This window comes from Duganella sp. HH101, from assembly GCF_001758795.1.
Lineage (GTDB): Bacteria > Pseudomonadota > Gammaproteobacteria > Burkholderiales > Burkholderiaceae_D > Rugamonas > Rugamonas rivuli.
In genome coordinates this window covers 306,265-331,731 of record NZ_LRON01000002.1, presented here as the reverse complement: position 1 = coordinate 331,731, position 25,467 = coordinate 306,265, and the positions used below count along the sequence as shown (strand labels likewise).

Below are 25,467 nucleotides of genomic sequence, written 5' to 3'. Positions count from 1 at the left end.
AATCAAAAAGTAGGGTAAAAAAAAACCGCCTCGGGAGGCGGTTTTCTGGAATTTGCTGGAACTCGTCTTTGCTTCTACGTGCACCGGCCGCTACTCCACCGCCTTTGGGTTGGAATTGCTAAAGTAAAAGTAGCCGGTAAAGAAGAAGCGGGTCATGTACAGATTTCCGTCGGTGTTTAAATGACTATAACGCTATTGTTCTCAGGTTGGCAAGTAGTTTATGGCTATAAGCTCATGCTCATGCCGTGCCGCCCACGGTCACGCCGTCGATGCGCAGCGTCGGCTGCCCCACGCCCACCGGCACGCTCTGGCCTTCCTTGCCGCACACGCCCACGCCCGGGTCCAGGCGCATGTCGTTGCCGATCATGGAGACGCGGTTCAGCACTTCCGGACCGTTGCCGATCAGCGTGGCGCCCTTGACCGGGTACGTCACCTTGCCGTCCTCGATCATATAGGCCTCGCTGGCCGAGAACACGAACTTGCCGTTGGTGATGTCGACCTGGCCGCCGCCGAAATTGACCGCGTACAGGCCGTTCTTGACCGAGGCCAGGATTTCCGCCGGATCCTTGTCGCCGCCCAGCATATAGGTGTTGGTCATGCGCGGCATCGGCAGGTGGGCGAACGATTCGCGGCGGGCGTTGCCCGTCACCGGCATCTTCATCAGGCGCGCGTTCATGGTGTCCTGGATGTAGCCTTTCAGGATGCCGTCCTCGATCAGCGTGGTGCACTGGGTCGGATTGCCTTCATCGTCGATGTTGAGCGAACCGCGGCGGTCGGCCAGCGTGCCGTCGTCCACCACCGTCACGCCCTTGGCGGCGACGCGCTCGCCGATCATGCCGGAGAAGGTCGACGAACCCTTGCGGTTGAAGTCGCCCTCCAGGCCGTGGCCGATCGCTTCGTGCAGCAGGATGCCGGGCCAGCCCGGTCCCAGCACGACGGTCATCGGACCGGCCGGCGCCGGGCGCGCGTCGAGGTTGACCACCGCCGAGTTGACGGCGTCGGCCGCGTATTGTTCCAGCAGCGTATCGCTGAAGTAGCCGTAGTCGTAGCGGCCGCCGCCGCCGGACGAACCCATCTCGCGCCGGCCGTTCTGTTCGACGATCACCGTCAGCGACACGCGCACCAGCGGGCGGATGTCGGCCGCCAGCACGCCATCGCTGCGCACCACCAGCACCACATCGTATTCGCCGGCCAGGCTGGCCATCACCTGCACCACGCGCGGGTCTTTGGCGCGCGCCATTTTTTCGATGCGCTCCAGCAGCTTGACCTTGGCGGTCGCGTCCAGCGACACCAGCGGATCGTGCGGCAGGTACAGCGAGCGGCCGCCGCTCGGCGTCATCGCGCCGGCCACCTTGATCTTGCCGGCGCCGGCGCGGGCGATGGTGCGCGTGGCCGAGGCCGCGTCCATCAGGGCCGCTTCCGAGATATCGTCCGAATAGGCGAAGGCGGTCTTGTCGCCGGACACGGCGCGCACGCCGACGCCCTGGTCGATCGAGAAGCTGCCGGTCTTGACGATGCCCTCTTCCAGGCTCCAGCCTTCGTTTTTGGTGAACTGGAAATACAGGTCGGCGTAGTCGACCTTGTGGGTGAACATCGAGCCCAGCGTCTTGAGCAGCTTGGCTTCGTCCAGCCCGAACGGCGTCAGCAGGATGTCGCGCGCCACGGCAAGGGTGGACAGATTCGGTTCAAATGGCTTCATGATGGTGTCTTCTAGTAGTGTGGTGCAATTGTAGCGGAGTTCACATGGTCCGGTGTTTGAGCGCAGGCAGGCTCTGGCGGACGCTGTCCATGAACACCAGGTCGATATCGCCGTGGACCACGCCCTCGCCCTCGGCCAGCACGGCCTTGACCGCGCCCCAGGGGTCGATCAGCATGCTGTGGCCCCAGGTGCGGCGGCCGTTCGGATGGTTGCCGCCCTGCGCCGCCGCCAGCACATAGCACTGGTTTTCGATGGCGCGCGCGCGCAGCAGGATTTCCCAGTGCGCATGGCCGGTGGTGTAGGTGAACGCGGCCGGCACGACGATCAGCGACACCGGCCCCATGGCGCGGTACAGCTCGGGGAAGCGCAGGTCGTAGCAGACCGACATGCCGACCTTGCCGAACGGCGCCTCGAACACGCCGACGTTCTTGCCCGGCACGATGGTCCTGGATTCGTTGTACGACTCCGTGCCCTTGGTGAAGCCGAACAGGTGGATCTTGTCGTAGCGGCCCACGTGCTCGCCCTGCGGGTTGTAGACCAGCGTGGTGTTGATGACTTTCTCGGCATCGTCGGAGGCCAGCGGCAGGGTGCCGCCGATCAGCCAGATCTCCAGCTCCTTCGCCAGCGCGGACATGAAGTCCTGGATGGCGCCCCGGCCCAGCGGCTCGGCCACGCCGACCTTGTCGCTGTCGTTCACGCCCATGATGGCCCAGTATTCCGGCAGCAGCACCAGCGTGGCGCCGGCGTCGGCGGCCTGCTTGACGAGGCGGCGCGCGGTGGCGATGTTCTCCGTCACGGACGGCGAGGAAATCATTTGTACTGCGGCGACTGTATTCATGGCACTCCCGTTCAATTTAGTGCATGCCCTTGGCGGCGGGCGGCGGCTCCACTTTGGCGGCGTCGAGCTTGGTGACGACCGGCGCCTTCCAGGGCCCGGTCACTTGCATATGATAGGTCAAGGCCTTCATCACCGGCGCGCTCAGGAACAGCTGCGCCAGGAAGCTGCCCAGGCCGATCACCGGATTGACGGCCAGCGCATACACCAGCGGCGCCGTGCCCAGATTCACTTCCGGTATCACCACCACATGCAGGTTGGTGGTTTCGTTGGCGATGTCGGCGCTGCCGTCCATCAAGACGGTGGCGGCGACGCCGTGCATTTTCAAGTTGTCGGTCTTGGCGATGCCGTGGTTGATGGCGGCGTTGGCGGTGATGCCGTCGAACGCCAGGCCGTCGGAAAACACGTCGTGGAAATCCAGCTTGAGCAGGCGCGGCAGGGCCTGCAGGCTGAGCACGCCGAGCAGCTTGGCGGCGCCCGGATCCTGCTTCAGGAACTGGCCCTTCTCCACGTTGAGCTTGATGTCGCCGGACAGGCTGGGCAGGTCCAGCGCATACGGCAAGCCCTTCCAGGCGATGTCGCCGTTGAGCGTGCCCTTGCCGTTTTTCAGCGTGCCGGCGAAGCCGAAGCGGTCCAGCAATTTGCCGGCGTCGGCGATGTCGAGATTGAAGTTCAGGCCGGTGGTGTGCACGCCATCCTTCGTCACCCACTTGCCGGTGCCCCGCAGTTCGCCGTCCGGATTGGCCAGCGACAGCTTGCTGATGCGCCATTCGCGCGCATTCGACAGCTGCGCGTTGTTGGCCTGCAGTTCCAGCCGGCCCAGCTGCTTGTTGAACAGTTCGAATCGCTCGACCACCACGTCCAGCGCCGGGATGGTGGCGGCCGCGCTCTTGCCGTCCAACAGTTCCTGTACGTCCTTCGAAGCCGATTCCGGAATCACCAGCGACGACAGGCGGGCCGTCACCTTGCCCAGGCCCTGCCCGGTCGACGGTTCGCTCCAGGTCAGGTAGCCGTTGGCCTGGCTGGAATCGACGCTGGCCTGCCACACGGATTTCTGGCGGCTGACGCCGACCACCACGTTGTCCAGCTTGCGGTCGCCGATCACCAGTTCGCTGGCGCGGGCGGCGATGGTGTCCGGCATCACGTACTGGGCGATGTCGGCGCCGTCGGCGGCGGACGGCGCGCTGTCGGCCTTGCCGGCGATCTCGTTGCCGAAGTCCAGCCAGGCGTCGACGTTCAAGGCCCGCAGGCTGATGTTGAAGGCCATGCCGCTGTCGGGCTCGGGCGCCGGCGTGTTCACGCCTATGCCGCCGCGCACCAGCTTCCACGGCGTCTTGCCGGTCTTCTGGCGCTGGTAGCGGGCGGCGATGTTGCCGCCCAAGGCGATGCGCATGTCGTCGTGCACGGCGCCGGCGGCGTCCGGCGTGAGCGAGCTGGTCAGCACGAAGCGCAGCGGCAGCGCGTCCGGCGCGGCCTTCCTGACCGGCGCCGGCAGTTCAATGCCGAGGCCGTTGAGCGTGGAGTCGACCGCCACCACGACCTGGTGGTCGCGCGCCGTGACGGTGCCGGTGTAGCGCGTGCCGCCCGAGAAGTGGCCGGCCAGGCGCTGCATGGCCGGCATAGCATAATTCTTGCGCAAGCCGTCGGCCGTCAGCATGCCGCCCAGCTTGACGACGATGGCATTGTCCTTCTGGCTGCCGCCGGTGATGCTGACCGGGCCGCCGAGGAAGGTGCCCGACAGCTGGTTCAGGTTGACGCCGTGTTCGTTGAATTCGATCTTGCCCTGCGACGCCTGCACCGGCGGCAGGTCGTTCATCAGCACGATGTCATTGTTCATCAGTTGCAGCGCGCCCTGCACCTTGGCGTCGATCAGGTGCGACAGCGGCAGGCGCAGGCTCAGCGCCAGCTTGGCGTTGCCGCTGGCCTGGGTTTCGTCGGTGAAGTGCGAGATCCATTCCAGCACCGGGCTGGCCGCCATGTACTTGAGATATTCCTGCATCGGCCCGGCCGCGTTGCCGTCGATTTCCAGCATCGAATCGTGGATGGTCAGGTCGGGGATCACCGCCTTCACGCCGGACAGCGCGACGCCGCCGGTGGTGGCGGTGTCGCCGTGGATATCCATGCGGGCGCGGTCGAACACGAAGCTGCCCTTGATGTGCTCGGCCTGCGGCCACAGCGGCAGCGGCTTGCCGTCCTTGCCCAGCTCCTTGCCGTCGTGCAGGAAATGGCTGGGCGAATAATTGAGCTTGCCCTCGGTCAGCTTGCCGGCCACGCGGAACTCGCCGCGCGCCTTGTCGGCGCCGGTGTCGCCGTGGAAGGGGAAGTGCGCCAGGTCGCCGCGCAGGCGCAGCGTGACATCGCTGGCGACGCCGCCTTCGAGCGCACCGGTCAGCCAGGCGCGCAGGTCGTGCGGGGTCTGCAGCGGCAGGTAGTGGTCGATGCGGTTGAGCTGGAAACCGTTCAGCGTGCCGTTGAGGTCGATATTGCCGGCGCCCTTGCCGGCCAGCGGCATCTTGTGCGTGCCTTGCAGCGTGCCGCTCAGGCCTTGCTGCAGGAAGTCCATGCTGTCGATCTGCAGCAGCAGCTGGTGGTCCGGCTCGAACGACCAGCGCGCCTTCAGGTTCAGGTGATCGAAGGGCATGGACGCTTCGCTGAAATAGTCCGGCATCTGCAGCACCAGCTGCCGCGAGGCCAGGCTGAAGCTGCCGCCCTGGTCGCTGGCGTCGATGGCGCCGCTCAGGTTGTCGAAGCCGGGGATGGCCGGCATGGCGGCGATGGCCGGCGACTTCGCGGTCTTGGCCTGCGCCAGGCGCGGCGGCTGCGGCTTCAGGCCCAGCCCGACCAGGTCGCCCTTGACGCGGTAGGATTGCAGCGCCGGATACGCGCCCTGCCATTCGGCGGAAAAGTTTTGCAGCAGGCCGCGCGGCGCGAAGTCGGCCAGCAGCTTGCGCTGGTGCTCGGTCAGCGGCAGGCGCTCGGCCAGGCCGGCCATGGTTTGCAGGTCCAGCTGGCGGGCGCGGATTTCATAGCGTTCCGGCTTGGCGCCGCTGGCGGCGGTGTAGTGCTCGGACAGCGAGGTCGGCGCCATCACCAGGCCGTCGCTGGTGGTCAAGGTCAGGTTGCTCAGTTCGATGCTGTGGCCCAGCGCGCCGAAGCGCGGCTTGAGCGCGCCCCGCTTCACCAGCGGCGCGGTGGCCGGCGCTTCTTCGCGGGCGGCGATGCGGCCGGTCAGCTGGCGCAGGTCCAGCAGCGGCAGCTCCTTGCCGAGCACGGCGGAAACATCGCGCAGGCCGACGTCGGCGGTGAAGCCGGTCAGGCGCGACTGGTCGATGCCGACCCAGGCGCGCAGCGAACCGCCGCCGCTATTGAGTTCGAACGGGAAGTCCAGCCAAGGCTTCCAGGCCAGCAGATCGGCGCCGCGGATGTCGGCATAGACCTCGCCCTTCCACATCGACACATTGGAGACCCGCGCGCCGAAGGCCGGATGGGTGAAGTCGGCGCGCAGGTCCAGCGGCGCGGCCAGCGCCGGCGGCGGCGTCGCCTTCAGCGCGAACTGGTGGTGCAGCCACTGGTTGCGCAGCACGATGGTCAGGCCGTCCAGCGCCAGCGGCGGCGCGGCGCGCTGCAGGTCGGTCCATTGCAGGCGGCCTTCGCGGATGACGATTTCGCGCTGCGCCAGCAGCCAGTCGGCGCCCTTGCCGTCGCTCGGCCGCTTGGGATCGATGTAGATGCCGGCCACCAGCAGGCGGCCGTCGGCTTCGCGCCGCACGTCGAGCTCGGGGCGCACCAGCTCCAGCGAATCGAAGCGCACGGCGCCGGCCAGCACGCTCCACCACGAGACGGTGGCCGACACGCTGGGCAGCGCCAGCGCCTGCTTGCCCTGCTGGTCGTGCAGCACCACGTCGCCCAGGAACAGGCTGGGCCGCAAGCCCTTCCAGGAAGCGTAGATGCGGGAAATGGTGACGCGGTTGCCCACGGCCTGGCTGGCCGCCCGCTCGATATCGCCCTTGTAGTGGTCGATATTCGGCAGCACCGCGTAGCGCAGCGTCAGGAACAGGATGGCGAAGGCGAAGTACAGCAGCAGGAACAGCTTGAGCGTGAAGCCCAGCACATGGTGGGTGGCCAGGTTGCAGATGCGATAGGCGGCACGCAGCCGGTGCCAGCGCGCGGCCAAAGGCCCCTCGCCTGTCACAGTCTCCTCTTCTGGTTTTTGCATCAATAAGCTAATAAATCAGGCCATGCGTCAAATAAATCGCTAAACTCGGTTTCAAGCTTTTATGCCTGCGCAGCAATTCTACCGCAACACCTGTGCAAACCCGCGCCACTTATGGCTTGGGCGCACCGCTTTTTTCAGGAAACACGTCGCCTATGATCGCACCAACTGTGTCCCGTTTTTACCAGCGCTGGCTGGCCGCCGCTCCCGACCGCGCCGCCAAGGCTGATGATTTAGCGCAATTATCGCTTGCCCAGATTAATCTTGCCGATTATTTAGCAAAAGAAGCGGCCAACGTGCCGGAAGGCGCCCCGCCGCTGCCGCTGGTGCGCGCCATGCGCCGCCTGCGCAACCTGCTGGTGTGCGTGCTGATCCGCCGCGACCTGGCCGGCAAGGCCAACCTGGCCGAGGTGGTGGAAACCATGACGCGCTTCGCCGATTTCGCCATCCAGCGGCATATGCAGGAGTTGCACGCGGAAATGGTGGCGGCCCACGGCGCGCCGATCGGCCGCGATTCCGGCCAGCCGCAGCAGCTGATGGTGCTGGCCATGGGCAAGCAAGGCGGCGGCGAGCTCAATGTCTCGTCCGACATCGACCTGATCTTCGTCTACCCGGAAGATGGCGACACCGTCGCCGGGCCGGGCCAGCGCAGCCTGTCCAACCACGAGTTCTTTGTTCGCCTGGGCAAGAAGCTGATCGCGGCTTTGGCGGAGATCACGGAAGATGGCTACACGTTCCGCGTCGATATGGCTTTACGGCCGAACGGCGGCTCCGGCCCGCTGGCCGCCAGCCTGAACATGGTGGAGCAATACCTGATCGTCCAGGGACGGGAATGGGAGCGCTACGCCTGGGTCAAGGCGCGCGCCGTCACCGGCCAGCCCGAGGATATCGCCGCGCTGGACGCCATCGTGCGGCCCTTTGTGTTCCGCCGCTACCTGGACTTCGGCGTCATCGACGCCATCCGCAATATGCACGCGCAGATCCGCGCCGAGGTCAACCGCCAGGAGCGGCTGCACCCGGACCGCAGCAACAACGTCAAGCTGGGGCGCGGCGGCATCCGCGAGATCGAGTTCCTGGCCCAGGTGTTCCAGCTGATACGGGGCGGCCGCGACGCCGCCCTGCGCGACCGCTCGACCCGCACCACGCTGCGCATCATCGCCGAAAAAGGCTTGCTAAGCCACGCCATCGTCTACCAACTGCTGGCTTCCTACACCTTCCTGCGCAATCTGGAGCACCGCCTGCAATACCTGGACGACGCCCAGACGCATACGCTGCCGGCCAACGACGCCGACCGCCAGCTGGTGGCCGAGATGATGGGCCTGGCCGACACCGCCACCCTGCTGACCCAGCTGGAGGCGCACCGCCAGTTCGTCGCCGGCCAGTTCGATGAAATGTTCTCGGACAAGACCAGCAACAGCGACAACGACATCGATCCGCAATCGAGCAACGAGTGCGCCGATCCGGACAACCGCGAAGCCATGGTGTCGCGCTTCGCCGCGCTGGGCTTCGACGATCCCGAGGGCGCGGCCAAGCGGCTGATCTCCACCTGGCAAGCGCCGCGCCTGCAATCGATGCCCGAGGCCAGCCGCAACCGCCTGCTGGGACTGGTCAACACGGCGCTGCCCGTCATCATCCAGTGCTCGCGCGAATCGAGCGGCGGCAGCCAGCAGGCCACCTTGGGCCGGCTGCTCGATTTCCTGGAGGCGATCGCGCGCCGTTCGGCCTATCTGTCGCTGCTGACCGAGTATCCGCACACGCTGGCGCGGGTGATCCGCATGGTGCACGCCAGCGGCTGGGCGGCGCAATTCCTCAGCCAGCACCCGATCCTGCTCGACGAGCTGCTGGACGACCGCGTCCGCAACGCCGTGTTCGACCCGGTGGCGCTGGCGGCCGACCTGGAAACCCAGCTGGCCTCGGCGCTGGGCGATACCGAGCGGCAGATGGATATCCTGCGCGAAATCCACCACGCCCAGCTGTTCCACCTGCTGGCGCAAGACCTGGCCGGCGACCTGACGGTGGAAAAGCTGGCCGACCATCTGTCGGCGCTGGCCGACACCATCGTCGCCGCCGCCATCAAGGCGATCTGGCAGACGGTGGCCACGCGCCACCGCGAGGTGCCGCAGTTCGCGGTGATCGCCTACGGCAAGCTGGGCGGCAAGGAACTCGGCTATGTGTCCGACCTGGACGTGATCTTCCTGTACGACGACAGCGACCAGGAAGCCCCGGCCCAGTACGCCAAGCTGGCCCAGCGTTTTATCACCTGGATGACCTCGCATACGTCGGCCGGCATCCTGTTCGACATCGACACCGCGCTGCGGCCCGACGGCGCCAGCGGCATGCTGGTGTCCAGCGTGTCGGCGTTCGAAAAATACCAGAGCAATTCGGCCTGGGTGTGGGAGCACCAGGCGCTGACCCGCGCCCGCTTCTGCGCCGGCGACGCCGCCATCGGCCTGCGCTTCGAGGAAATCCGCCAGGCCGTGCTGCGCAAGGAACGTCCGGCCGACGGTCCGCTGAAGCAGGAAGTCATTGCAATGCGGAAACGCATGGTCGACGCCAAGCCCAATCACACCGAGCTGTTCGACCTGAAGCAGGATCCGGGCGGCATGATCGACATCGAGTTCATCGTCCAATTCCTGATCCTGCAGCACGCCGCGGCCTATCCGCAGCTGACCGCCAACTTCGGCAATATTGCACTTTTGAAAATGTGCGGCGAGCTGGGATTGATCGATGCGGAACTGGCGGCCAGGGTCGGCGACGCCTATCGCCAGTTGCGCAAACTGCAACACCAACTGCGCCTGCAAGGCCAGGACTTGGCGCGCATCGATCCGCAATTGGTGGCCGCGCATGCGCCCCATGTGCTGGCTTTATGGCGCAGCATATTCGATGGCAATGTTGCCACATAACAACGATTCATTTGTTAAATTGCCACCGCCATGAGTTAAACTCATTAACTACAGTAATATTGAAAAACACAATCATCAGAGCGCACAGCGCCATCGCAATTTTACTCAAGAGGAGAAATGGTATGAAAGCATTATTCGGTGCCGCAGCGTTAAGCTTAAGCATGTTTGCCATGTCATCGACCGTCCTGGCCGCCGACAAGGGCACTCCCGACGAAGCCGTCGCCATGGTTAAAAAAGCGGTTGCCCTGATTAAATCCGATGGCAAGGAAAAAGCCTTTGCGGCGATTTCCGATCCGGCCAATACGACCTTCCATGACCGCGATCTGTATATCTATGTGTACGATTTAAATGGCGTGGCTTTAGCTCACGGCAATAATCCTAAAATGGTTGGAAAACCTTTGATTACCCTCAAGGATAATGAAGGCAAACCGATGATTAAAGAAATGGTCGACCTCGCCAAAGGCAAGGGCAAAGGCTGGGTCGATTTCAAATGGCCGAATCCCGTCACCAAGGCGGTGGAAGCCAAATCCGGCTATATTGAAAAAGTCGACGATATGCTGGTCGGCTCCGGCATCTACAAATAAAACCTGCCGCGCGCACACAAGACCGGGACGATGTCCCGGTTTTTTTTCGTCCTCATTCTGCGAACATGCCAATTATTGGCATGTAAACGCCAAAAACGAGCTTACATTCGCGCGGAACTCTTCGGCAGCCTAGTCAGTCTATAAGCGGTGACATTTCAAAATAACCGCGACCACCCCTAGGAGTCGGATAATGAACAATGAAAACTCGATCGCCCGTTCGATACGCCTGCTTTGCGCCGGCGGCTTGGCGCTGGGCACGCAAGCCGCCATCAGCCAGGAAACTGCCGAGCCGATGCAGAAGGTATTGATCACCGGTTCGCGCATTGCGTCGCCGGCGGCGGAATCACCCTCGCCTTTGCAGATATTAAACTCGGTAGATATTGCCGCGTCCGGCGCCACCAATCTGCAGGATTTATTGCAGAAAAACCCCACCATGGGCACGCCGACTATCAGCCGCAGCAATTCCAATTTCCAGACTTCCAGCGCCGGCGTATCGACAGTTAATTTAAGAAACCTCGGCGATTCCCGCACGCTGGTATTAATGAACGGCCGGCGTTTTGTTTCCGGCGTGCCCGGAGATACCGCCGTCGACCTCAATACCATACCTACCGATTTTATCGAGCGGGTTGAATTATTAACCGGCGGCGCCTCCGCAACCTATGGTTCGGATGCCGTGGCGGGCGTAGTGAATATTATTTTGAAGAAAAACTTTAATGGCCTGTTATTCGATGCGCAAACCGGCCGCAGCAACGAAGGCGACGACTTCAAAAAGAAACTGGCGCTGACTTTCGGCACCACCGGCGCCGATGGCGCGAGCAATGTCATGGGCCATTTCGGCTACTCGAAACAGGGGGCGGTGTACTCCCGCGACAGGGCGGCGTCGGCCGTCGACCAGACCTCGGCCATCACCCAGGGGCACCCGGAACTGGCCTTTGTCGCCAAGCGGCCCAACTTTTCCGGCTACGCGCCGCAAGGCCATTTCTTCGGCGACAGCGAGGATTTCACCTATGATACGAATAACAACATTATCCCGTGGAATCAAAATGGCACGGCCGGCAGCGGCGCCGGCGCCACCGGTTTCAACCGCTCGGCCTACCGCCTGATCGCCGTGCCGACCGAGCGCTACCTGTTCGCCACCAACGGCAACTGGGCGTTCAACGACCAGCACAGCGCGTTTTTCGAAGGCACTTACGCCTCGTCCAAGGTCGACACCAACATCGAATCCTTCCCCCTGGGCTCCGACCAGGTGTACAAGCCCAGCGGCCAAGTGCCGGCCGCGTCCATGGTCAACGGCGTGCTGGTCAAGAACCCGCTGGTGCCGCAGTACTTATACAACCGCATCAGCGACACCGACGGCGACGGCTTGCCGGACTACTTCTTCACCCGTCGCCTGTCCGAGTTCGGCCCGCGCCACTCGACCGTGGACCGCGACACCTTCCGCCTGGCCACCGGGCTCAAAGGCACGCTGCGCGACTGGAACTACGAAGCCTACCTCAGCTACGGCAAGACCAAGGAAGCGCAGAATTCCACCGGCCAGGTCAACGTGATGAGCTTGCGCAACGCGCTGGAGGCCATCCCCGGCGCCGACGGCACGCCGGTCTGCCGCGACACGCACGCGGTGGCCGAGGGCTGCGTTCCCATCAATATCTTCGGCTACAACAGCATCTCGCCGGCCGCGCTCAAGTACGTTACCGCGCCCGGCTCGCTGGAAACGGCGATCACGCAGAAACTGGCGGGCGGCTCCGTCACCGGCGAACTGCCTGGCCTGGCTGCCGGCCGCATCGGCGTCGCCGCCGGCTTCGAATGGCGCAGCGAGGAATCCAGCGCCGTGCCCGATCCGCTGACGCAGTCCGGCCTGAACGCCGGCAATGCCCTGCCGCCCACCTTCGGCCACTTCCTGGTGCGCGAAGTGTTTGTCGAAACCCGGGTGCCTCTGCTGAAAGACCTGCCCTATGCCCGCGACCTGAGCTTCCTCGGCACCGTGCGCCATGGCGACTATTCCACCGTCGGCAGCACCAACAGCTGGAACGCCGGCCTCGAATGGGGCGTGACGAGCGACATCAAGCTGCGCGGCACGCGCGCGCAATCGACGCGGGCGCCGAATATCAACGAGCTGTTCCAGGCGCCCAGCCAGGATTTCCCGACCGGGCTGGTCGATCCCTGCGAAGGCGTGTCCATCGCCGGCACCAGCGCTCTGGCCGTCAATTGCCGCAATGCGCCGGGAGTTGCCGCCAATATGAACGCACATGGCGGCATTTTCACGTTAAATCAGGCCGACCAGCAGGGCATCAGCGGCTACAACAGCGGCAACCCCAACCTGAAGGCGGAAAAAGGCCGCTCCACCACGATAGGCCTGGTGGTGACGCCACGTTCGGTACCGATGCTGCGCAAGTTCACTTTCACGCTCGACTACTTCACCATCAAGATCGCCGACGCCATCGTCAACACCGACCGCCAGTATGCGCTGGATCAATGTTACAACCAGAACAACCAGGCGTTCTGCAGCTTTATCACGCGCCGTCCGGCGGCGGTGGGCAACCTGAGTTCCGGTTCCATCCAGTACAGCAATATCGCCGCCACCAATAGCGGCGGTTTCGGCACCGAGGGCGTCGACCTCACCGCCTCGTGGGCGGACCAGCTCGGGCCCGGCAAGCTGAGCGCCCGCCTGGCCTGGACCTGGCTGCGCGATTTGTGGCAGAAGGCGACGCCGGAGGCGGAAAAGAACGTCGATGTCGGCGAGATCACGGCAGCCAGCACCAACGCCCCGCGCAACCGCGCCGGCCTCAACCTCGCCTACAAATGGGGGCCTGTGGGCCTGAACTGGACCGCCACCTACACCGGCCCGGTGTCGCTGGACGACCAGTTCCTGAAAAGCCTGAGCATCCCGCCGGGCACCGTGGGCGTGGGGTCGCGCACCTACAACGATTTCCAGTTCACCTACGACCTGAGGAAATCGCTGCAGCTCTACCTGGGCATGGACAACGTCTTCAACGCCAAGGCGCCGCCCATCATCAGCGGCCTGCCCGGCAACCAGACCGGCACCGAGACCGATACCTCGACCTACGATGCGATCGGGCGGCGCTACTATCTGGGCCTGCGCGTCAGCTTGTAGCGTAAAAGGGACAGTAATATTGTTTTTTTGATCGTATTGCCATTTTATGTTTACAAAAATGCCACCCGCCAAATACATTATCAGATCGGAAAAAATGTTTTTCCGACAATTTGCAATACTGATAAAAATTGGAGGAGTTGGTAATGATCAAAGAAACAACGTTGTCCCGTTCCGTACGCATGATCTGCGTCGGCGGACTGGCGCTTGGCTTACAGGCCGCGCACGCGCAAGAAGCTGCGACAGACAGTATCCAGAAGGTCCAGATCACCGGTTCCCGCATCTCGTCACCGGGTGCGGAATCGCCATCGCCGCTGCAGATCCTGTCGTCGGCCGACATTGCCGCCTCCGGCGCGACCACGCTGCAAGACTTGCTGCAGAAAAATCCGACCATGGGGACGCCTAGCCTGAGCCGCACCAACTCGAACTTCGTGACCTCCAGCGCCGGCGTGTCCACCGTCAACCTGCGCAACCTGGGCGATTCGCGCACCCTGGTGCTGGTCAACGGCCGCCGCTTCGTGTCCGGCGTGCCGGGCGACACCGCGGTCGACCTGAACACCATTCCTACCGACTTCATCGAACGCGTCGAACTGCTGACCGGCGGCGCCTCCGCCACCTACGGTTCGGACGCGGTGGCCGGCGTGGTCAACATCATCCTGAAGCGCAACTTCAACGGCCTGCTGTTCGACGCCTCGACCGGCCGCAGCTCGGAAGGCGACGACTTCAAGAAAAAACTGTCGCTGACCTTCGGCACCTCCAGCGCCGACGGCGCCAGCAATGTCATGGGCCACTTCGGCTACTCCAAGCAGGGCGCGGTATTCTCGCGCGACCGCGCCATCTCGGCCAACGACCAGACCTCGAAACTGCCCAAGACCAAGAAGGCCAGCGACGCCTTCATCCCGGTTCCCAATCTGTCGTCGTTCGCGCCGCAGGGCCACTTCACCGGCGACGAAGAGGACTTCACCTACGACCGCGCCGGCAACATCATTCCGTGGAACACCAACGGCGGCAACGGCCAGGCCGCGACCGGCTTCAACCGTTCTGCCTTCCGCACCATCGCGATCCCGACCGAACGCTTCCTGTTCGCCACCACCGGCAACTATGCGATCAACGACAAGGTCAGCGCCTTCTTCGAAGGTAACTTCGCCTCGTCCAAGACCCGCACCAACACCGAACCGTTCGGCCTGGGTTCGGACGATATCTACAAAGCCTCGGAGGGCCTGGTGCCGGCCGAGACCATGGTCAACGGCAAGGCGGTGCGCAATCCGCTGGTGCCGCAATACCTGTACGACCGCATCACCGACAAGGATGGCGACGGCCTGCGCGACTACAGCTTCACGCGCCGCATGTCCGAAGTGGGCAGCCGCACCCAGACCGCCGACCGCGACACCTTCCGCCTGGCCACCGGCCTGAAGGGCAGCGTCGGCGACTGGACCTACGATACCTACATCGCCTACGGCAAGACCAAGGAAGCGCAAAACTCGTCCGGCCAGGTCAATGTGCTGAACTTCCGCAACGCGCTGGAAGCCATCCCCGACGGCAACGACGTCAACCGCAACGGCAGCACCACCGACGCCATCTGCGCCGATGCCAACGCCCGCGCCTTCGGTTGCGTGCCGATCAATCTGTTCGGCTACAACACGGTCAGCCCGGAAGCGTTGAAATACGTGATCGCGCCAGGCTCGCTGACCACCTCGATCACGCAGAAACTGGCGGGCGGTTCGATCAGCGGCGAGTACTTCGACCTGCCGGCCGGTAAGATCGGCTGGGCGGCCGGCTTCGAATGGCGCGACGAGCAATCGAGCGCGGTGCCCGATCCCTTGACCCAGGCCGGCCTGAACGCAGGCAACGCGCTGCCGCCGACCGAAGGCGGCTACCATGTGCGCGAGTTCTTCATCGAAACCCGCGTGCCGCTGCTGAAAGACCAGCCGTTCGCCAAGTCGCTGGCCTTCAACGGCGCCTTCCGCAACGGCCACTACTCGACCGTGGGCAACACCAACAGCTGGAACGCCGGCCTGGAATGGGCGCCGACCTCGGACATCAAGTTCCGCGCGACGCGCGCCACCTCGACCCGCGCGCCGAACATCAACGAACTGTACACGGCGCCTAGCCAGACCTTCCCCGACGTGTCCGACCCGTGCGAAGGCGTGACCGCCACCTCGACCGGCAAATACGACGCCGGCTGCCGTGCCAATCCATACGTGCGCGCCAACATCGCGGCCAACGGCAAGGTCGTGCTGACCCAGCCCGACCTGCAAGGCGTCAGCGGCTACGACAGCGGCAACCCGGGCCTGAAAGCGGAACAAGGACGTTCGACCACTGTCGGCGTGGTGCTGACCCCGCGCTCGATCCCGATGCTGAGCAAATTCACCTTCACGGCCGACTACTTCAACATCAAGATCTCGGATGCGATCCTGCTGTCGGACCGCCAGTACACGCTGAACCAGTGCTACACCGGCGATGCGGCCTACTGCAAGTACGTCACGCGCCGCACCGCCACCGTCGGCGATTCCAGCGTCGGCGCGCTGAAGTATGTCGACAGCCTGTACCTGAACTCCGGCGGCAAAGCCACCGAAGGCATCGACATCACGGCGTCGTGGTCGGACTACGTCGGCCCTGGCCGCCTGAGCGCGAACGTTGCCTACACCTACCTGAAGGACTTCTGGGAGCGTCCGCAGCAGGACGCCGACCGCGACTACAGCGTCGGCGAAGTCGGTTACGCCCGCAACAAGGCCGTCATCAACCTGGCGTACAAATGGAACAAGTTCGGCGCCCACATGACGACCTCGTACACCGGTTCCGGCGCACTGAACGATCAGTTCCTGCTTACCAACAAGCTGCAGCCGGGCTCGGTCAAAGTGGGTTCCAAGACCTACAACGACTTCCAGTTCACCTATGACGTGGCGAAGAAGATCGAGCTCTATCTGGGTATCGACAATGCCTTCAACACCAAGCCCGCCCCCATCATCAGCGGCTTGCCTGGCAATACCACTGGCACGGAAACCAATGCCAGCGTGTACGATCCGATCGGCCGCCGCTTCTACCTGGGCGTGCGCGGTACGCTGTAATTTCGGCGCATAAAAAAAGCCCCCATCTGCACTGAGCGCGCTCTTGAGCGCGTTCAGGCCGATGGGGGCTTTTTTATTTGAAGACCTGAATTACTTGGCGGTCATCAGTGCAACGGTGGTGTCCAGCATGCGGTTCGAGAAGCCCCACTCGTTATCGTACCACGACGAGACCTTGACCAGGCGGCCCGACACTTTGGTCAGGGTCGAGTCGAAGTTCGACGACGCCGGGTTGTGGTTGAAGTCGATCGACACCAGCGGTTCGGTCTGGTAGGTCAGCACTTCTTTCAGCGCGCCTTCAGCGGCGGCCTTCATCAGCGCATTGACTTCGTCCACGGTCGTGTCGCGCTTGGCGATGAACGACAGGTCGACCAGCGACACGTTGATGGTCGGCACGCGGATCGCGAAACCGTCCAGCTTGCCGTTCAGCTCAGGCAGCACCAGGCCGACCGCGGCGGCGGCGCCGGTCTTGGTCGGGATCATGCTCATGGTGGCCGAACGGGCGCGGCGCAGGTCTTCGTGCATCACGTCCGACAGCACCTGGTCGTTGGTGTAGGCGTGCACGGTGGTCATCAGGCCGGTTTCCACGCCGATGGCGTCGTTCAGCGGCTTGACCAGCGGGGCCAGGCAGTTGGTGGTGCACGAAGCGTTCGAGATCACGGTGTCGGTGGACTTCAGCACGTGCTGGTTCACGCCGTACACGATGGTGGCGTCGACGTCCTTGCCGCCCGGTGCCGAGATGATGACTTTCTTGGCGCCGCCCTTCAAGTGAGCCGAAGCTTTCTCTTTGGTGGTGAAGAAGCCGGTGCACTCCAGCACCACGTCCACGCCCAGCTCGCCCCATGGGATTTCCGCAGGGTTGCGCTGCGCGAACACGCGAATCACGTCGCCATTCACGATCATATTGTCGCCGTCTACGGTCACGGTGCCCGGGAACTTGCCGTGGGCGGTGTCGTAGCGGGTCAGGTGGGCGTTCGACTTGGCATCGCCCAGGTCGTTGATCGCAACGATCTGGATGTCCTGTTTCTTGCCGCCTTCGTAGAAAGCGCGCAGCACATTGCGGCCGATGCGGCCGTAGCCATTGATTGCAACTTTGATCGTCATACTATGCTCCTGATTAGAAAAATAGGTAATGCAACAAGCAATTATAGATTATGCAATGACAGATTTGACTTTCGCCACGACGTTTTCCACCGTGAAGCCGAAGTGCTTGAACAGCACGCCTGCCGGAGCCGACTCACCGAAGGTATCGATGCCGACCACTGCGCCTTCCAGACCGACGTATTTGTACCAGAAATCGGTCACGCCGGCTTCGATCGCAACGCGCGGCAAGCCTTTGGTCAGCACGCTGGCCTTGTAGGCGGCGTCCTGACGGTCAAACACATCGGTCGACGGCATCGACACCACGCGCGCGGCGATGCCTTCCGCGGCCAGCGCGGAAGCGGCGGCCACGGCCAGCTCGACTTCGGAACCGGTGGCGATCAGCGTGACCTTGGCGCCGGCCACTTCGCTCAGCACGTAGCCGCCGCGGGCGACGTCGGCGATCTGCTGGGCGCTGCGTTCCTGGTACGGCAGGTTCTGGCGCGAGAAGATCAGCGTCGACGGGCCATCCTTGCGCTTGACCGCCGCGCCCCATGCCACCATCGATTCGACGGTGTCGCATGGACGCCAGTTGTCCAGGTTGGGGATCAGGCGCATCGACGAGACGTGCTCGACCGACTGGTGGGTCGGGCCGTCTTCGCCCAGGCCGATCGAATCGTGGGTGAACACGAACAGCGAACGCTGCTTCATCAGCGCGGCCATGCGCAGCGCGTTGCGGCTGTAGTCCGAGAAGGTCAGGAAGGTGGCGCCGAACGGGATGTAGCCGCCGTGCAGGGCGACGCCGTTCATGATCGCCGACATGCCGAATTCGCGCACGCCGTAGTTGATGTGGTTGCCCGGCTTGCCGGAACGCAGCGCGATGCACTCTTTCCAGTTGGTCAGGTTGGAACCGGTCAGGTCGGCCGAGCCGCCCAGGAATTCCGGCAGCACCGGCGCCAGCGCCTGGATGGCGTTCTGGCTGGCCTTGCGGGTGGCGATGTTTTCTTTCTTCTCGACGCAGGCGGCGATGCCGGCGGCCAGCGCGGCGTCGAAGGCCGCTGGCAGCTCGCCGTTCATGCGGCGGGTCAGTTCGGCGGCTTCGGTCGGGAACTGTGCGCTGTAGGCGGCGAAGGTCGCGGCCCAGTCGGCTTCCAGCTTGGCGCCGGCGGACTTGGCGTCCCATGCGGCGTAGATGTCGGCAGGGATCTCGAACGGCGCGGCGCTCCAGCCGATGTATTCGCGGACGGCGGCGATTTCCTTGTCGCCCAGCGCGGCGCCGTGCACCTTGTCGCCGCCTTGCAGGTTGGGCGAACCCTTGCCGATGATGGTCTTGCAGCAGATCAGGGTCGGCTTGCTGGAGGTCTTGGCCGCGGCGATGGCGGCCGACACGGCGGCGACATCGTGGCCGTCGACCGCGCGGATCACGTTCCAGCCGTAGGCTTCGAAACGAGCCGGGGTGTCGTCGGTGAACCAGCCTTCGACCTTGCCGTCGATGGAGATGCCGTTGTCGTCGTACAGCGCGATCAGCTTGTTCAGGCCCAGGGTGCCGGCCAGCGCGCACACTTCGTGCGAGATGCCTTCCATCAGGCAGCCGTCGCCGACGAAGGCGTAGGTGTAGTGGTTGACGACGTCAAAGCCAGGCTTGTTGAACTCGGCAGCGAGCAGGTACTCGGACAGCGCCATGCCGACCGCGTTGGCGATACCCTGGCCCAGCGGACCGGTGGTGGTTTCCACGCCCGGGGTGATGTCGACTTCCGGGTGGCCCGGGGTTTTCGAGTGCATCTGGCGGAAGGACTTGATGTCGTCCATGCTCACCGCGTAGCCGGACAGGTGCAGCAGCGCGTAGTGCAGCATCGAGCCGTGGCCGTTGGACAGCAGGAAGCGGTCGCGGTTCACCCACTTCGGGTTGGCCGGGTTGTGGCTGTAATGGCCACTCCACAGCGCAACGGCGATTTCGGCCATGCCCATCGGCATGCCTGGGTGGCCGGAATTGGCCTTCTGGACGGCGTCCATTGCCAGCGCGCGGATCGCGTTGGCCATTTGGGTGGTGGGGAGCGTAGAAGTCATCGTCGGTCTATCACGAAAGTATGGAAACTGGGGGCAATGGGATGCTGCCTGTCGGTGCTGCTCACTTGCTGAACCCATTATTTTACCAGACCGAGGCGTCGACCATTTAAAATTGCGGAACTCAAACCGACCGGATACGCGCATGCCCCGCTTTTATATCGCCCAAGCTCTGGCCATCGGCCAGCTCGTCAGCCTGCCCGAGGCCGTGGCCCACCACATCCAGGTGCTGCGCCTGGCCCAGGGCGAGCTGGTGACGCTGTTCAACGGCGAAGGCGGCGAGTACGGCGCCACGCTGAGCGAGATCGGCAAGCGCCACGTCAGCGTCGAGATCAAGACGCACCAGCCGCGCGAGGTCGAGCTGCCGTTCGGCGTCACGCTGGCCCAGGCCCTGCCCGAGGCCAGCAAGATGGACTGGATCATCGAAAAGGCGATCGAGCTGGGCGTGTCCGGCGTGCAGCCGCTGGCGGCGCAGCGCTGCGTGGTGCGGCTGTCGGCCGAGCGGGCGGAAAAGAAGATGGCGCACTGGCAGGGCATCATCGCCTCGGCCTCCGAGCAGAGCGGCCGCAACCGCCTGGCCCAGCTGGCGCCGCTGCAAGACTACAAGCAGTGGATCACCCAGCAGGACATGCACCGCCGCATCATCCTGACGCCGCGCGCCGAACAGTCGCTGGCCGACTGGGCCCGCCACCAGAGCCCGCAGGCGGTGACGCTGGTGATCGGCCCCGAGGGCGGCCTCAGCGACGCCGAGGAACACCTGGCGACCCAGCACGGCGCCCTGCCGCTGGCGATGGGCCCGCGCATCCTGCGCACCGAGACCGCCGGCCTGTCGGCCGTGGCCGTGTTGAGCGGTCTGTGGGGCGGCATGTAACATCGTGCGGCGGAATGTAACACAATGATGCAAAATTCCAACACTTGATCTAGTTTCATGCGACCCTTGCCTCTGGGGGCAAGGTGGGCGGGCTATAATTTTTTGACAGGCAACAAAGCTTCCCTGTCAACTCGCCAACACAGAAATGATCACCTCCCCGCCCTCACCGCATACGGCGCAAGCTGAAATCGCCGCCCTGGAGGCGGCCGCCATCAGGGCAACGCAAGCCGGCCAGGAAGAGGACGCCGGCCGCATGTGGGCGCGCATCCTGGAACTGCAACCGGCCCACGTGCTGGCCCTGAGCTCCCTGGGCAAGCGCGCCTTCCGCTACAACGACGTCGCCACCGCGCGCCGCGCCTTCGAACGCCTGGCGCAGGCCGCTCCCGACGATCCGCAAAGCTGGATCAGCCTGGCGCTGGCCTGCCAGCGCCAGCAGGACGAGAAAGCCGAAGAAACCGCCATCCACAACGCACTGGTGGCCGAGCCCTCTAATATAGTGGCGCTGATCCTGCGCGCCAACCTGCTGGAACGGCAAGGCAACACCCACCAGTCGGCCTCGGTGTATGGCGCGGTGGCCTCGGTGGCGCCGCCGGCCGACCAGCTCGACCCCGGCATGCGCGACGCCGTCCAGCACGCGATGCAGTATGTCGACCAGTACCACGCCGGCTACGGCCGCTTCCTGGACCGCTTCCTCGAGCAGCAATACCGGCAGTACGCTGGCGAAGACTTGCGCCGCTTCCGCGAATCGGTGGACTTGATGGTGCGCCGCAAGCGCCGCTACGAGTCCGAATCGATGATGTACCACTACCCCGGCCTGCTGCCGCAAGCCTTCCTGCCGCGCGAGCAATTCCCGTGGCTGGACGCGATCGAGGCCGGCACCGACGCCATCCGCGACGAGTTCCTGCAAGTGCTGCAGGCCGAGGACGGCTTCACGCCCTACCTGACCTACGCCGCCGACGTGCCGCACAACCAGTTTGCCGAGTTGAACAACTCGCCGCGCTGGAGCGCCTTCCACCTGCTCAAGGATGGCGTACCGGTGCCGGCCAACGCCGCGCAGTGCCCGCGCACCATGGCGCTGCTGGGCGGCGCCCCGCAGCCCGACCAGCCCGGCCGCACGCCGACCGCGATGTTCTCGCTGCTCAAGCCCAAGACCCGCATCCCCGCCCACGTCGGCGTCAGCAACGCCCGCCTGGTGACGCACCTGCCGCTGATCGTGCCGCCGGGCTGCGGCTTCCGCGTCGGCAATGAGACGCGCGAGTGGGTGCCGGGCAAAGCCTGGGTCTTCGACGACACCATCGAGCACGAAGCCTGGAACGACAGCGAGCAGCTGCGCGTGGTCTTGATCTTCGACATCTGGCATCCGCAGCTGTCGCAGGCCGAGCGCGCGATGATCACCGCGCTGACCGACGGCATCAACAGCTTCCGCGGCCAGCAGGGCGGCTTCGACCTCTGACGGCCGCGCGCTCCGCCACGACGGCGCCTGCGGGCGCCGTTTTTTTTCGCCCAGCGGCAAGGCGCGCGGCCATAAAAAAACGGCACCCGAAGGTGCCGTTTCGATAGAACGCTGGCGACTAATCAGATTAGAAGCGCGCGGTCAGGTTCAGGTAGATGAAGCGACCCAGCGAGTCGTAAACCTGTGGGTAGCCGTTACCGTTAGCCGAACCGGCAGCAGCAGTCACCAGGGTCGACACGATCGGTGGATCTTTATCGAACAGGTTGTTGATACCGGCGCTCAGGCTGATCTTCTTGGTGATCGGATACTGAACGTTCAGGTCGAAGTAGTTACGCACGGCCAGATGATCTTCGATCTTCGCTGGCAGGCTGTCCGGATCGGCAGCCAGTTGGCTGTCGCTGCTCAGGCCTTCCTGCTTGGTCGAACCGACATAACGCCAGGTCGCCGACACGTCGAATTTCCAAGGAGTCGACCAGGTCACGCGGGCCTTGTGACGCCATTCCGGGGTAGGAGTACCGCAAGTAGGACCGAAGTAACCTTTGCAGTCATACGAACCCAGGCCAGGTACGTTCTCAACCGTCGACGAACGCATGTAGGTGCCGTTCATGTTGAAGTTGAAGGTACCGGCAGTGCCGGCACGCATCACGTAGGCGGCGCCCAGATCCAGGCCGGAAGTGCTGACCGAACCGATGTTGGCGTTGGTAGCCGTCACGTAGCCCAGAGGACCGTTAGGCGACAACCACAGGCTGCCCTGTGCGTCACGCTTGATCAGCGCGCAGAAGGTTGGGCTGGCAGTGGTCAAACACTGGGTCAGAGCAACCGAAGGATCGACGTTCGAGATGGTGTTCTTGATGTCGATCTTGAACGCGTCCAGGGTGACGGTCAGGTTCTTGATCGGGTTCAGCACCAGGCCCATGGTGTAGGTCGTACCTTCTTCCGGCGCCAGATTAGGATTACCACCGGTCAGGCTGGAGTGCTGGTTGGCCGTATTTTTCTCGATATGACCATACTGGGCAGCGGTGACGCCGGTGTTGGCGCAAGCAGCGGCGCTGGCAGTCGGTTTCGCGCCTTCGCACGGGTCGACCGCAGGACCGTTGTTGCCGATCGATTGCGGGTTGTACAGGTTAGGAATGGTAGGAGCACGAACGGCGCGCTGATAGCTGCCGCGTACACGTACCAGATCCGCCACCGGGGCCCAGTCCACGCCTACACCATAGGTGTTGGCGCTGCGGTCGGTGCTGTATTCGGAACGACGGAACGAACCCGACAGATCCAGCGAATCAGCAAACGGTTTTTTCTCCAGCAGCGGAACGCGGGTCTCGGCGAACACTTCCTTGACCGAGTAGCCGCCAACCAGCGGAGGCGATGCGCCGCCGGCGCCGGACAGGTCACCCGACAGGCTGGTGTCATCCGGACGGAAGACCAGTTTCTCGGCACGACGCTCTACACCGAACGACACGCCGATACCGTTGCTCGACCATGGCGACTTGATGCCGTACACGCCCAAGTCGGAGCCGATGTTACCGCCCATGATGATCTGCTGGGTGTAGCCGGTGACGATGCCCGAAGCGTTCAGGTAGTTCAGCATGGCCGGGGTGATCGCGCCGCCGTACAGGTTGTACGGTACGCAAGCTGGATCGGTACCATTGACGACCGATGCGCAGGTTGCCTTGCCGCCGACGTTGACTACGTCGAAAGCCTTGGCGATCTTAGCCAGCGAGAAGTAGTTGGTGTTCGATTCGCTGTGGCTGACGCGAGCGTACTGGCCAAAGACGTCGTAGGACCAGTTGTTGATTTCGCCCTTGACACCCAGCACTTCGCGGAACGAGTTGTCGTTGATCGAGTTGATACGCGGACCGCCTTCGACGTTACGCTTACCGATGTTGACGGTAACCTTCGAGGTTGGCGAATTGGTCAGGCCCAGCGCGGTGCGCCAAGCGTCACTCAGCATCGGGTTGTCGCCGGCGACGGTGGCGCGCACGCCGAAGAAGATACCGCCTGGCGCCACTTGCGCATCGGTCGAGTAGTTGTGGAAACCAAATTCCTGGTAAACACGCACCTTGTCGTTGATGTCGTAGTGCGCCTGGGCGTTGAAGCCGTACATCTGCGACGGACGCTGCAGGTAGTTCAGCGGACCGAAGTTGTAGGCATCGGTGGCGCCGTTGTAAGCGCGTACGCCGCCCTTGCCGTCGTTGGTGAAACCGCCGACGCGGCCGCTGGCCTGGGTGCCGGAACCGGAGCAGGTGAAGCTAGGATCGCCGCCAGCCAGTGCGCACGAGGAGAAATCGCGTGCCGACTGCAGAACCGGATTGGTTTCTTTGTAGGTGAAGAACAAGGTGGCGTTACCCTTGTTGTTGTCGAAGTTACTACCCATCAGGATGCTGGCATCCTTGGTCCGGCCGTCGAAGTTGACGTTGCCTGGAACAGGGAAGCCACGGTCCGTCACCACTTTGCTGACCGAGTTGTGCTGCTTGTGGTTGAAGCCGGCCAGATTGCCCTGGACTTCCACGCCTTCGAAGTTGTCGCGCAGGATGAAGTTAATCACGCCCGACACCGCGCCTGCGCCGTACACCGCGCCAGCACCGCCGGTCAGCACTTCAACGCGCTTGATCAGGCCGGATGGGATTTCGTTCAAGTCCGGTGCGGAATCTTTCACGCTACCGGCTGGCAGACGCTTGCCGTTGACCAGTACCAGGGTACGGTCGGAACCCAGGTTACGCAGGTTGGCGGTTGCGGTGCCGGAGGCGCCGTTCGAGATCGCGGCACCCTGGGCAGCAAACACTTGCGGCAGGTTGTTGAGCATGTCTTCGACATTGCGCACGCCATCGATCTTGATGTCTTTAGCGCTCAGTACCGTCACTGGGCTGGCGCCTTCCGTGTTCAGCGTCGGGATACGCGAACCGGTCACTTCAACTTTTTGCAGCGGCTGGTCCGGCGCTTGCTGCGCGGAAGCTGCGTGCATACCCAGCGCAATCCCGCCGACGAACATCAGGCGGATCGAGCGAGACAATACTGTTTCCTTGATCATTATATTGTATTCCCTTGGATGTGTTTATTAGACGTTTAACGGCATCTTTTGGATAGCTTGTAAAAACGACCCATTTCTTTGTTTAACCTCTACCGGCCTTGCATAAAGTCTGGATAAAACCCTACAAATCCCGGCAACTGCCCTTTCAATGCCCCGGGTAAAGATCGGCGCTGCGTCATCAATGATGAAATAAAGCCAAACTTTTCCGCTGTTCATAAAAACATAGCAACTCGACTATTGTCAACGAACCTTACACACTCCCGAACGTCGGCCCAGCCGCCTCAGATTCTCCGCACCGCCATGGTGCGTTGCGGCAAAGCATCTACTCCGAGTTGCAAAAGAATTCTTTTTTGGCAAGCTTGCGAAATGTCTCCTTCGTACAACAGTGCTTCACGTCGCGCCATCGATCGCGGGAGAATGTTTTCAAAAACACACTTTTAATTTCCTATCAAATAACGGAATACTCGCCAAAAAACAACAAAGCAACGAACTTGCTACGTTTCCCGTCCTAGCGTGGAGCCCTCTGGGCGAGTACACCAAAATTTTCAATCGTCAAGCGCCAA

The 25,467-nt window shown here is 63.4% G+C and carries 12 protein-coding genes; 6 read left to right on the top strand and 6 right to left on the bottom strand.

The window, feature by feature from the left end; genetic code table 11:
• Window positions 1-238: 238 nt before the first annotated feature.
• The 3 genes from tldD to DUGA2_RS04215 are packed head-to-tail and all read right to left on the bottom strand — an operon-like array spanning window position 239 to window position 6,750.
• Window positions 239-1,699 carry a metalloprotease TldD gene (gene tldD / locus DUGA2_RS04225; RefSeq protein WP_070267393.1) on the bottom strand — a complete coding sequence of 487 codons (1,461 nt, stop codon included), beginning with the start codon at window positions 1,697-1,699 and terminating at the stop codon, window positions 239-241.
• A 40-nt stretch (window positions 1,700-1,739) separates the two neighbouring features.
• On the bottom strand, window positions 1,740-2,537 hold the full coding sequence (locus DUGA2_RS04220) for a carbon-nitrogen hydrolase family protein (protein WP_070267391.1): 798 nt from the start codon (window positions 2,535-2,537) through the stop codon (window positions 1,740-1,742).
• A gap of 16 nt (window positions 2,538-2,553) precedes the next feature.
• Window positions 2,554-6,750 carry a YhdP family protein gene (locus tag DUGA2_RS04215; RefSeq protein ID WP_070267389.1) on the bottom strand — a complete coding sequence of 1,399 codons (4,197 nt, stop codon included), beginning with the start codon at window positions 6,748-6,750 and terminating at the stop codon, window positions 2,554-2,556.
• A gap of 152 nt (window positions 6,751-6,902) precedes the next feature.
• Between DUGA2_RS04215 and glnE the strand changes: the two genes are divergently transcribed.
• The 4 genes from glnE to DUGA2_RS04195 all read left to right on the top strand — a co-directional run bounded on the left by glnE (window position 6,903) and on the right by DUGA2_RS04195 (window position 16,411).
• Window positions 6,903-9,650 (top strand): bifunctional [glutamate--ammonia ligase]-adenylyl-L-tyrosine phosphorylase/[glutamate--ammonia-ligase] adenylyltransferase, encoded by a 2,748-nt coding sequence (gene glnE, locus DUGA2_RS04210; protein ID WP_070267386.1) that lies wholly within the window; start codon window positions 6,903-6,905, stop codon window positions 9,648-9,650.
• Between the two features lie 122 nt (window positions 9,651-9,772).
• Window positions 9,773-10,234, top strand: a complete 462-nt coding sequence (locus DUGA2_RS04205) for a cache domain-containing protein (RefSeq protein ID WP_070267384.1) — start codon at window positions 9,773-9,775, stop codon at window positions 10,232-10,234.
• A gap of 190 nt (window positions 10,235-10,424) precedes the next feature.
• The gene (locus tag DUGA2_RS04200) at window positions 10,425-13,346 is read left to right on the top strand and encodes a TonB-dependent receptor domain-containing protein (RefSeq protein ID WP_070267382.1); all 2,922 of its coding nucleotides are present in this window, start codon (window positions 10,425-10,427) and stop codon (window positions 13,344-13,346) included.
• A 143-nt stretch (window positions 13,347-13,489) separates the two neighbouring features.
• Window positions 13,490-16,411 (top strand): TonB-dependent siderophore receptor, encoded by a 2,922-nt coding sequence (locus DUGA2_RS04195; protein WP_070267379.1) that lies wholly within the window; start codon window positions 13,490-13,492, stop codon window positions 16,409-16,411.
• A 90-nt stretch (window positions 16,412-16,501) separates the two neighbouring features.
• On the opposite strand, the gene gap is transcribed toward DUGA2_RS04195, so the two are convergent.
• The gene (gene gap / locus DUGA2_RS04190; RefSeq protein ID WP_008445703.1) at window positions 16,502-17,512 is read right to left on the bottom strand and encodes a type I glyceraldehyde-3-phosphate dehydrogenase; all 1,011 of its coding nucleotides are present in this window, start codon (window positions 17,510-17,512) and stop codon (window positions 16,502-16,504) included.
• Between the two features lie 48 nt (window positions 17,513-17,560).
• Window positions 17,561-19,555, bottom strand: coding sequence for a transketolase (gene tkt / locus DUGA2_RS04185; RefSeq protein ID WP_070267377.1), 1,995 nt, complete (start codon window positions 19,553-19,555; stop codon window positions 17,561-17,563).
• A 142-nt stretch (window positions 19,556-19,697) separates the two neighbouring features.
• Here tkt and DUGA2_RS04180 point away from each other — a divergent pair, with 142 nt between their 5' ends.
• Entirely contained in the window at window positions 19,698-20,423 is a 726-nt protein-coding gene (locus DUGA2_RS04180) for a 16S rRNA (uracil(1498)-N(3))-methyltransferase (protein WP_070267374.1), read from the top strand.
• Between the two features lie 145 nt (window positions 20,424-20,568).
• A complete protein-coding gene (locus tag DUGA2_RS04175; RefSeq protein WP_070267372.1) occupies window positions 20,569-21,876 on the top strand; it encodes an aspartyl/asparaginyl beta-hydroxylase domain-containing protein in 1,308 nt (435 codons plus the stop codon).
• 127 nt (window positions 21,877-22,003) lie between these two features.
• On the opposite strand, the gene DUGA2_RS04170 is transcribed toward DUGA2_RS04175, so the two are convergent.
• The gene (locus DUGA2_RS04170) at window positions 22,004-24,886 is read right to left on the bottom strand and encodes a TonB-dependent receptor domain-containing protein (RefSeq protein WP_229214580.1); all 2,883 of its coding nucleotides are present in this window, start codon (window positions 24,884-24,886) and stop codon (window positions 22,004-22,006) included.
• Window positions 24,887-25,467 lie beyond the last annotated feature (581 nt).